We start from the raw sequence: 10,472 nt of genomic DNA, 5'->3' as shown, positions 1-10,472 counted from the left end.
AATTTCATAATTTGTATAAACTCTTTTTCCTGTTACAACATAAGGGCTATATGTATCATCAATAATATATTTTTTTAATTCTTTTTCGAGTATACTTCCTTCTTCAATATAATCTTTTAAATAAGATATATCTCCTTCTCTAATAGCACTAATGTAATTTCGAGTAAATGTATCAATTTCACTTTGTACTTCTGTTACAGAAAGTTCTCTTTCCTCTTTTACAACTTCTTCTTCCTCTTTCACAACTTCTTTTTCCCCTAAATCCCCAAATATCGGCTTAAAAAACACTACTGCTAAACTTATAACACCAACAACCACAGCCCCTAAAACCTTCCACTTAAAGGCACTTTTACCATATTCATTCTCGTAATCTCTTTTCATCTAAATCACCCTTTATTATTCAATTTGCTAATTATAATACAAAGTTATATATTATTTCAATGTAATATTTTTTTTTGCTCAAATAATATTTTGTACAATCAATTTTTTACATCCATTCATAGTTACTGGCAATAAAAAGCCATTTCAAAAGGATACAATTGATGCAAGTGTGCTCAAGCCTATTTTCCTTTCACAATTATTAAGTACTACCACTCCCCAGTAAGCTCTTGTATTCTCTATTGTAAAATAGTGATTTCATACTCTTAGTCCAACCAAAAAAAGAGAGACATTATTGCCCTCTTTTCATGTAACATTATGCGGTTAATTTAAACGATTTTCTCCATTAGGGAGTATTACATATTTACGAACTTGGTTCAAAGACCTTACTACCTCTATTGTATATCAGCTATTTAATAAATGGTATCGTTCAAATCGCGTGAGCGTAACAGGTCATAAGTTAATAGGAATATACCCTACCTCAATATCGGAAACTACGCCCCCATAAAACCACACCCTGTAATGCTTCAAATTGCACTTTGACCTTTCTCGTCCTTTGTACGAACTTTGAATCAAACTCATTCATATCAACTTTTTTAAAATTTTTCTATTATCTTATCATCAATATCATTTAAATCTTCTGGATATAAATCTATAAATTTTATACCCGATTGATTTAAAATTTCAATCTTTTTCAATTTCAGGACAATAAAAAATGAGAGCCATTACAACTCTCAAAATTAAGGAAATAGTTCAATCAAAACAAAATTCCATGGATTGAATCTTTGAAAATTAAGTTCTTAAATATAGTTTTAAAGCTATAAAACAAGGTTTCGATTTCAAATCCTCACCAGCCTATATTTCACTCTTTTAAATTCTTGATAATACGTTTAATTGCACTTCTCGGAGAACTATAATCAACAATCATTTCTACAACATCTAAAAAATCGTTACTATTTTGATTACGTTTAGAATAATAGTTATAATTCCTGGATTTATTTGATGAATAGTTTTCTATAAATTCAAAGTTCTCATTCCTATGCCATTCAGAAAAAACAAATTTTTTCACAGCATAATAATCATAATTGAAATATGTATATATTGCACTTGCTACTTTACCTGCATTTGTCTCTCGTTTTATTTGTCCATCAAAGACTATTCTAATAGTACTTTGATTAACTTCTCTTATATTCCACAAGCAACTAGTTAATTTCGACCATCCTTCTTCCCATCCTTCCATGCATTTAAAAGGGTAAATAGGTGTTTCTTCTTGTGATATTTCATTCTTTGTTGATGATGTTTGTCCCTCTTTTTCATTAGTTTCTGGTAAAGACAAAGAAAAATTATATCCACATTCATAACAATATTTTGCATTTTCGTGACGTTTTCTTCCACATGTAGGGCAAAAATTCATAAAAATTCTCCATCCTTTTAACTTTAATTTATTAAAACGTTTTAATATACCGAAACTTCAGATTATAACTTCGTAATTTGACCTTCTATTCTTAGATAAATATCCCACCCTCAATTATAACAAAAAAAACCCAATTAAATATTACCTTACATTATGATATGTGTTCCAATGCACTAATAAAAAATCGATAAAAATAAATAGAGTTCATACCTCTTTATCTCAAAAGGTTACACTGAAGGCAATGCTATCTAAAGTGCGAAGTCTTCCATCGTTTTATTGATTTCATCATCAGTGATTCCAATATACTTCAACTTCACGAGATTGCTCTCGTACAGTTTTATTTTCCCTTTGGAGTGTAGTAGGTAGCTTATATTCTTCATTCAACAACATCAAAATATCGCTAACCACGCCCCCCTACCTAAGCCTTGTTATGTGACGCTTGAAATGGCTCTACGACAAGACTCCGACCTTCACTGACCAATGCATTTCAACCCGAACTGTAAAGGCTCGTCACAGCTCTCCTGCAACTACATACAAGCCATTTGACACATTCGTGATAGCCTCACCACAGCTTAATAAAATCAATGTTTTACGGCTTCACCATAGCAACAATTGATGCGGGTTAAAGCAGTATAAATCAAGGAACAAATCCCGAAGGTTACGTTTTGGTAACTACATTGATTCCTGTGCTTTACGTTTCTTTGCTTCACGCTTTAAGGTACTCATGCTAATTCCTGTTGCTTCTTTCAACCTCCGAGAATGAATGAGTCTCTTTCAGCTTCTTAGCATGGTCAAGGTGCGCCTTTGTGTATGTAGGCTTACGACCTTCACGATAGTTTGGATTCTGCCTGGCAATCGCTTTTCCCTCCTGTGTACGTTCAATAATCATATTGCGCTCCATTTCAGCAACTGCAAGTAAAGTTGTTAAGAAGAATCTTCTCTTACTTGTGTTCTCTAATAAGCCTACATTCAACACATGGACTTTCACATCTTTTTCGAATAATTGTTCGATTAGTTCGATACCCTCTTTTGTGTTATGGGCTAAACGGTCTAGCTTAGTAACAACCAGCTTATCTCCTGCTTGCAAAGTTTCAATCAACTCTTGTAGCTGTGGTCTGTCTGTAGATGTACCCGTGAACTTCTCTTTGTAGATGTATTCCACGTTCTCTTTTTCTAAGGCTTCAATCTGTACCTCTAGTTCCTGACCTTTAGTTGACACACGAGCATATCCATATACTGTCATTCCAGTCCCTCTTTCCACGCTTACTTATGACACTTAATTGCGACACCGTTTGATACCTTGACATAATAGCATCGGACATTTGGCGTCAATTCTTGTTAAGATATGACCCCTTAAATCTAGCAATAGATGTAGATAATCACCAGATCTTTTGTTAATAGATTTTAAGGAATTTACTATTTATGAATACTTTGTCAGTAGGGACAAACCATTGTACGATACTACATCAAAAGATAAATATTTTGAAATTTTGTTTAGCCAAGAAGAAAAAGAGAATCACTTAGCACTCTTAACATTAGCTAAACTTGATATTCTACCGCCAAAATTATATAGATACCGACCAATCACCGAGCACTTAGCTGATACACTTAAGAATGATACTGCCTTTTTATGCCCTGCATATAATCTTAACGACCCTTATGATGCTGGGTTAACAGTCGACTATGAAACTCATTTAAATAGAATTAAAGAAAAGGTGTTATTAGATTTTCGCACAAGTTTCTTCCATATTTTTCCAAACCGAAGTTTCGAAGATGTTTTCAACGAAATAAAAACCATTTTTAAAGATGTTCCGTTAAAGCACTTAGGACGTTTATTAGGGAATTCACTAAATCAAGATGAAATAATCATCCAAGACTTAATTTCAAAAATTGAATATATGACTGAACAAACAACAGATACTTATGAGGATTACGTAAAAAGCTTAAGCGAATTGTCTCAGTCAACCGCATATTTAGCTTGTTTTACTGAAACCCATGACAATACTCTTATGTGGAGTCACTATGCCCAAAATCATGAAGGGATTTGCATTGAATATGACTTCTCTAGACTTGAATATACAAGTAGAACAATACAAACACTTTCACCTGTTAAATACACAAATAAGTTGTTTGATATAAATGACTATTCGAATAGAACTCCTATAGATAAAATTCAACTAGCTGCCCTAAGTAAATTTGATTGTTGGGAATACGAAAATGAATGGAGGTTAATATCTTTTATAGAAGAACAACGTTTTCAATTAATTAAGCCTACAGCTGTAATTTTCGGGACTAAAATTTCTAAAGAAAATAAAGAGTCGATTTCAAAGATATGTGAAGAACGTGGAATCCCTACAAAACAAGCTGAACTAAGCCGTGCAGAGTACAAATTACATATAAAATATAAAAGCCGATAGCTACCACATTGGGTATGCTATCGGTTCTCTTAATTCAACTATTTAATTTTCTCTCCCTCTTGCTAAAGGAAGCAGATCACTTGCTCTCCAAAATGCTCACACATTTGCTCACATAATTATTTTTTTGATTTAATTTTATTTAACTCAGTTTATTTTAGGATTCCAAAAAGCCTTGATAAATAAGACTTAATCGTACTGATTTTACTTGGTTTAACTAGTTTGATTAAGCAACTTTATCCTTTTCGGATTAACGCTCCTGACTCTATGTCATTCTAAAGCCAGCCCGTAAACGTTGATATATTAATGTTTACGGGACTTTCCATTTTGAGATAATGGTTTCGGTGCGACATTACGTGATAGTAATTCGACAGGCTGCTTGTCTCCGGCGAGTTATGGTCCAAGTGGATTTGTCGACAATCTGCCAGCAATCACGTGATGCCGCACTTTATTAGTAGAGGTACTTTGAGAGATAAGAATAGCTCGCCATGATGAAATAGCGAGAAGCCGAAACGTTTTTCTTCGGCATGGAGGGATTTTCCCTTGCTGGCGAGCCCCTTTGCGTGTAGGATTACGATGGTTTTAGATACTTTGAATAATGGATAGCAAGCCGCAGCGATTAGCCGTAAATTCAGGTAGGATCAACGAAGCGTCCGACTGAATCCCCCCTCCCCCTAAAGTGCGCCTCTCAAGGTAATTCCCGTCCTTTTTGATAATAGTAAAACAAACGCGTTGACTACACCTAGTTCTTCACCAGACTTCAACATGTGGTGGATCAATTCTCTTTTTTATAAAGTTGTTGATTTGCTGAATTTTTCTTTAAAACTTCAATATGTTTTTTTAAATCACCATATCTAGCTTCATTTAAAATTCTTAATCCTAGAGAACAACGCTCCCCGATCGAAAGACGTTTCCATGTAATACCATCAAATAAATCTTTAACAGTAAATTCACGGTCTCCAACATTCACATGGTTAATAATTTGATTTTTTACATGCGCTACTAATTTTTCTTGATTCATTATAAGAGTCCCTCTCCTCTACATAATTATGAAGGTTTATATTTGAATTCTCACAGTATACAGTCTCATTCAATTTGACTTTACATAACAACAGCAAGAGGAACCCTATGATACACTCTCAGCTTCCTTTTTCCTTCGCTATGAATCATCAGATCTAAACGACTTCTGCATGAACTACTTTTCACCTTTGTAAATATAACTACACATTTTTATCTTGGAGATATCGATTAACAATTATTAAGAAAGAATAACTTCATTTCTCAAAGACCATGCTCAAATGAATATCTATCCTTCTCCGTTTTCATAACTAAGCATTCTCCTAAAAAAACAATAGCCAACTTATAAATCTCGCTATCCTCTGGTACAGGTAAACAGTCTTTCTGAATTTCTTTGTTAATTTTCAATAACAATATATACCAAATACCCCAAATAAACTCTCCTAAACCAAATACTCAAATTTGTATAGTGAGAAGTAAGTTTTACTCACTGAAAAACTAATAATCTATGTGTGCTCAGACGATTGTTTTAGCGAGTTGAAGGGTAAACCTCCATCTCGATTCGTCTGAGCGCCTTTTTTCAAGAGTTTTTGAGCAAAACGGCAACAAACCTCGCTTCATCCTTCTCAATTCTTTTATATCCTTCCCTATCCTATTCAAGCTCCAATTGACCAAAAGAAAAAGTATTTGCGTCCAACGTAATGTTGGTCACAAATACTTAGATAGGATTATAAGGCCGAAAAATAGAATGTTCGAAAAATTATATTTGTTGTTCTCTTAGTACGTGCTTTAATACTTTACCAGACGGATTTCGCGGTAAGTCTTTTACGATCTCTACAATATGAGGCACTTTATATTTAGCTAATTTAGTTTTCGCAAAATCGATAACTTCTTGTTCTGTGATTGCCCCCTCATCTACAAGTGCAATAATCGCTTTCGGAACCTCTCCATATACTTCATGTGGTATACCAATGACTGCTGCATCTAACACTTGAGGGATTTGATATAGTACATTTTCCACCTCTATTGGATAAATGTTTTCGCCACCACGAATAATCATATCTTTTTTTCGATCGACGATATATAAATAACCATCTTCATCTAAACGCCCTAAATCTCCTGTATATAGCCAGCCATCTATGATTACTTTTTTTGTTTCTTCTTCGTTCTTCAAGTAACCTTTCATAATTTGCGGCCCTTTAATACAAATTTCCCCAATCTGTTCTGAAGGTAATTCATTTCCATCATTATCTATTATTTTTATCTGTGTCCGTGCTAACGCTCTACCAACTGAACCTACCCGTTCTAACGCTGCATCGTCCGTTAATGACGTGCCTCCAGGGGTACTTTCTGTCTGGCCATATAAGTTTTGAATTTCAATGTTTGGAAATGATTCTTTTAATTGTTTAACAACTTCATGTGGCATCGGTGCCGAGCCATATGCAAACTTTCTCACATGCTCAAATTGATAATTAGCCATATCCTTTTTCCCTAAAAGGATAGCATACATTGTTGGTACACCTGTAAAGATTGTAACTCTGTCTTTAATGATGTTTTGTAATGTTCGATCTGGCGAGAAAGTTTCGTCAATAACAAGAGCTGCTCCACCACACATTGTCCCAACACCAATGACATGTAAACCTGCACAATGGAATAATGGAATGGATATATATACACGATCTGTAGGTCGAAATTGAAGTGCATCACTCCAAATTTCCACAGCGTTTACAACATTATTATGTGATAACATAACTCCCTTAGGTCGCCCTGTCGTTCCTGATGTATATAAGATGACAGCTGTATCTTGTGGATCAATTTCTATAGGAGTAAAGGTATTTGGTCCATCGATGATTTCTCGAACTTGTTGACGATTCAATTTCAATTCAAAATCATAATCAATTTGCTTAATCGTTTCACTTAATCTTTCATCATATAACAAACCTTTAATTTCTGAATGATTAAAAATATATTCTAACTCAGGAGGTGCTAGTTTTGTATTAATCGGTAGAATCGTAAGTCCAGCTAATTGCACACCATAATATACGGTCATAAAAAGATCTGAATTTAATAACATTAAACCGATGACATCACCCTTTTTATAGCCTTTTTGCTGTAAGTACCCCGCGATTTTTTGGACATTTGTATACAAGGAATCATAGCTTGTTTCATTACCTTCAAAAACAAGTGCCGTTGCTTGTGGTGTCTGTACTGCATGACTTTTCAAAATATCCGTAACAAAGTTTGAACGATTTGTTTTACTAACATTTTTATCTTTTAACATTCGTACCCCTCCTCATAAAAACTACCAACAACTTAAAATTAACACACAAAACAGAAAATAGTAAACATTAAGTAGATTCCCAAACATTTTCGGATACGTTTTTTATTTCCGTATAGGTAGTCATTTTTAAATGTCTATTCGAGCTTGTTCGAAGTATTGATTTTGGTTTCGAAATGAAGGAATGCTTGAATTTTCAAGTTAATATGTAATTTAGGTCAATTTGTAAAATAATGTTTGATTAAACCTTCTCTTTTTCACACAATTTATTGTACGATAAAAAAAAGGAGTGTTGTGCTATGAAAGCAGTAAATTATTCTTCTCTACGAAAAAAATTAAAACGCTATATGAATCGTGTATCTGATGATTGTGAGACACTTATTATTACTCGTAAAAATAATAAAAATGTTGTAATGATGCCACTAGATGAATACAACAATTTAATGGAAAACTTGCACTTGCTAGGTAACGAAGTGAATCTTGCTGCGTTAACAAAATCAATAAAGCAATTGGAAAAAGGGCTTTTGGTAAAAAATCCTCAAACTAATATTGAGGTTGATTAATTGAACGTCAAAGAACGAAATGATAACTAAAGTAATCTATATGATTTCGGCTAATGAAGCTCATTAGGACCGTTAGCTGGCGAACTAGCCTTTAATATCGATTCCTCCAAGTAAATCTCAGGTATGCAAGGAATCAACAAACAATTAATGAGATTATCCCTCTTTAGTAAGATGTTATCTATAGCGTACTGTAGTTTTTTACATTGTCTTCTTAATGGGGATAGTATCAATGCTCGTTAATCAAACCAACAACTAAAATTTATATACTAGTCCAATACCGTAACCTCATACTGTAATTCATTTGTCCGACCCGAGCGCGGCGGGGCTTCATTCGAGTAGTACGATGTTCTACCTGAGCGGGGCGTGACTTGACCCTAGCGGCGCGATGCTCTACCCGAGCGGCGCGATCCTCTACCCGAGCGGGGTGATGCTCTACCTGAGCGGTCCGATGCCCTACCCGAGCGGCGCGATGCCCTACCCGAGCGGCGCGATGCCCTACCCGAGCGGCGCGATGCCCTACCCGAGCGGCGCGATGCCCTACCCGAGCGGCGCGATGCCCTACCCGAGCGGCGCGATGCTCTACCTGAGCGTGGTGTGACTTTTTGCAAAGCTTCTGGCAACAATAGATAAACCTAGCCCTGTCCCCGAAACCTCCCGTCCACTATACCTTTTTCATGCATTTTCATTATGAATTCTGGCATTTTCATTATTCGCAATAGGATTACCGAAAAGTGTGTGTGGGTATGACGTCTTCTTGTACACCCACACATTTTGGGTATAGATATGCTTAAACAATGGTTCCCATTATGACTATGTTTAGGATGGAAATATTTTTACAACTCTTCAAATTAATCTTTTTATAACCGAACTACCACTCTTATGTATGAAGACTGACTGCCACTATATGTGTAACAACAATGTTATATGCAAAAACTGCCACAACATCAAATGCTGTGGCAGTTCTATTTCTTAGTGTTTACAATCTACGTATCCGCGATCAAAGACATGCATGGTTTTCTTACTTGGGATATACTTCTGGTTTTTTACTTTATTCCTTCAATTGTACTTATAATTTTCTCCGTATTAGCCGCAAATATATTGTTAATAAATAATACTTCTTGTACTTCTTGTTCATTTACTAATTTCGTTAAACTACTATTGTAATATCTAGAATCTACTACATATATTTCGTCATAATGAGGGATTAAAAATGGCACAAACGCATTTCCATAAGACTCTTTTACAACGACTAGTTTCTTCCCATTATTACTATCGTTATTTTGAATTTTAATCATTGGAAAATCTCCATGTAAAAATACAGAATAAGCATTTACACCATTTGCATAATCAGCATATAACGTTGAGGGAACCGCTGTATCTTCCTTCCCTTTTTCATATCGAAATACTTTGTAGTCAACTGGAATCTTGTAATAATCAACTACATCTTTATTCTCTTTTAGTTTAGTATCTTGCGTTTGTGTAAATAGTGTACCTAAAAAACCTTCCTTAGAAAATTTTTCGTATTCATCTAATGATTTCTCTTTAAATCCCGCTTCTTGCGCGAATTGTTCGTAAGCATAATATGCACCTAGCGATGTCCAATGATGGTCCGTATTAAAATATAAATACTCATTTTTATGTTTTTCCAAAGCTTTATACGCGTCCACTGTCTTAATATTACTATCTAGATTGTCATATATTTTATCAATGACCGGTTTTTGTGGTGTGGACATATGTTGATATTTTTCCGGCAACGCAAATTCTACACTTGTTGGAACTACCATATTATATACTTCTACACGCTCCCCAAGAGCTTGTTTCAAACTTGAAATAGTATTTGAATAGCGCTTTGCATTTTCTTCATTTTCGTAAAATACTTCGACTGCTCGATCCCCTAGTGTAATAATGGAACCCGATTTTTCAACTGTGGTATTTTCTGAAACATCTTGTTTATTATCTTCAACAAGACTCTCCTTATTTTCTTCATTTACAGAACTTTCATTTTCTATGTCCTTAGAAGCACATCCTGAAATTAGTAGTGTGGCAATTGCTGAAACTATCATATATTTTTTCATTGTATTTAAATCTCCTTATATTTATTTCTGTATATTGTATATTTGTATCTCATCTTTACCTGATCGTATTCCTTTTGCATTACTATAGATGGAATTCAACTCAATGAGCTGCTCACGAAACGGAAAGGCATCATTCACATATAAATCTATCTGCTTGGAATAGCTTTTATTTAGAAAGTTTTCCGCTGAAAAAGTAGGAAAGGTTGTTAATTGACGTTTTTCATTTTCAGAAATACTGTCTTTTGGTAATAGAATGAATAATGTAAAGCCCACTATTACAATTCCAACCATACAACCGATATGAATTATCTCGGATATATTACCTTTTTTCAT

Annotated in this window: 9 protein-coding genes and 1 pseudogene; 3 read left to right on the top strand and 7 right to left on the bottom strand. The window is 34.5% G+C overall.

The window, feature by feature from the left end; translation table 11 throughout:
* From ACIQ2D_RS19090 to ACIQ2D_RS19080, 3 genes and pseudogenes are all read right to left on the bottom strand, one after another.
* Window positions 1-381 (bottom strand): TcaA NTF2-like domain-containing protein (locus ACIQ2D_RS19090; RefSeq protein WP_402866896.1); only part of this gene is annotated, 381 nt, incomplete at its 3' end.
* Window positions 382-1,240: 859 nt separating this feature from the next.
* A complete protein-coding gene (locus ACIQ2D_RS19085; RefSeq protein ID WP_402866895.1) occupies window positions 1,241-1,792 on the bottom strand; it encodes a hypothetical protein in 552 nt (183 codons plus the stop codon).
* A 672-nt stretch (window positions 1,793-2,464) separates the two neighbouring features.
* Window positions 2,465-3,035, bottom strand: a pseudogene (locus tag ACIQ2D_RS19080) (recombinase family protein).
* Window positions 3,036-3,243: 208 nt separating this feature from the next.
* On the opposite strand from ACIQ2D_RS19080, the gene ACIQ2D_RS19075 reads away from it, so the two are divergent.
* Window positions 3,244-4,209 (top strand): DUF2971 domain-containing protein, encoded by a 966-nt coding sequence (locus ACIQ2D_RS19075; protein WP_402866894.1) that lies wholly within the window; start codon window positions 3,244-3,246, stop codon window positions 4,207-4,209.
* Window positions 4,210-4,981: 772 nt separating this feature from the next.
* Here the strand turns inward: ACIQ2D_RS19075 and ACIQ2D_RS19070 are convergent.
* Window positions 4,982-5,227 (bottom strand): DUF1413 domain-containing protein, encoded by a 246-nt coding sequence (locus tag ACIQ2D_RS19070; protein ID WP_402866893.1) that lies wholly within the window; start codon window positions 5,225-5,227, stop codon window positions 4,982-4,984.
* Window positions 5,228-5,983: 756 nt separating this feature from the next.
* The gene (locus ACIQ2D_RS19065; protein WP_402866892.1) at window positions 5,984-7,504 is read right to left on the bottom strand and encodes a class I adenylate-forming enzyme family protein; all 1,521 of its coding nucleotides are present in this window, start codon (window positions 7,502-7,504) and stop codon (window positions 5,984-5,986) included.
* A 296-nt stretch (window positions 7,505-7,800) separates the two neighbouring features.
* Between ACIQ2D_RS19065 and ACIQ2D_RS19060 the strand changes: the two genes are divergently transcribed.
* A complete protein-coding gene (locus ACIQ2D_RS19060; protein ID WP_402866891.1) occupies window positions 7,801-8,064 on the top strand; it encodes a type II toxin-antitoxin system Phd/YefM family antitoxin in 264 nt (87 codons plus the stop codon).
* A 385-nt stretch (window positions 8,065-8,449) separates the two neighbouring features.
* Window positions 8,450-8,662: a hypothetical protein gene (locus tag ACIQ2D_RS19055; protein WP_402866890.1), complete on the top strand. Its 213-nt coding sequence runs from the start codon at window positions 8,450-8,452 to the stop codon at window positions 8,660-8,662.
* A gap of 445 nt (window positions 8,663-9,107) precedes the next feature.
* Here ACIQ2D_RS19055 and ACIQ2D_RS19050 read toward each other — a convergent pair whose 3' ends face one another.
* Both ACIQ2D_RS19050 and ACIQ2D_RS22385 read right to left on the bottom strand, forming a co-directional pair.
* Entirely contained in the window at window positions 9,108-10,139 is a 1,032-nt protein-coding gene (locus ACIQ2D_RS19050) for a DHHW family protein (RefSeq protein WP_483869753.1), read from the bottom strand.
* A 21-nt stretch (window positions 10,140-10,160) separates the two neighbouring features.
* Window positions 10,161-10,472, bottom strand: a complete 312-nt coding sequence (locus ACIQ2D_RS22385) for a DHHW family protein (RefSeq protein ID WP_483869752.1) — start codon at window positions 10,470-10,472, stop codon at window positions 10,161-10,163.

The sequence above is a fragment of the Lysinibacillus sp. NPDC097287 genome, from assembly GCF_044761695.1.
Taxonomy (GTDB): domain Bacteria; phylum Bacillota; class Bacilli; order Bacillales_A; family Planococcaceae; genus Lysinibacillus.
Note: the sequence above shows the minus strand (reverse complement) of the source record. Positions and strands in the feature narration are given on the sequence as shown.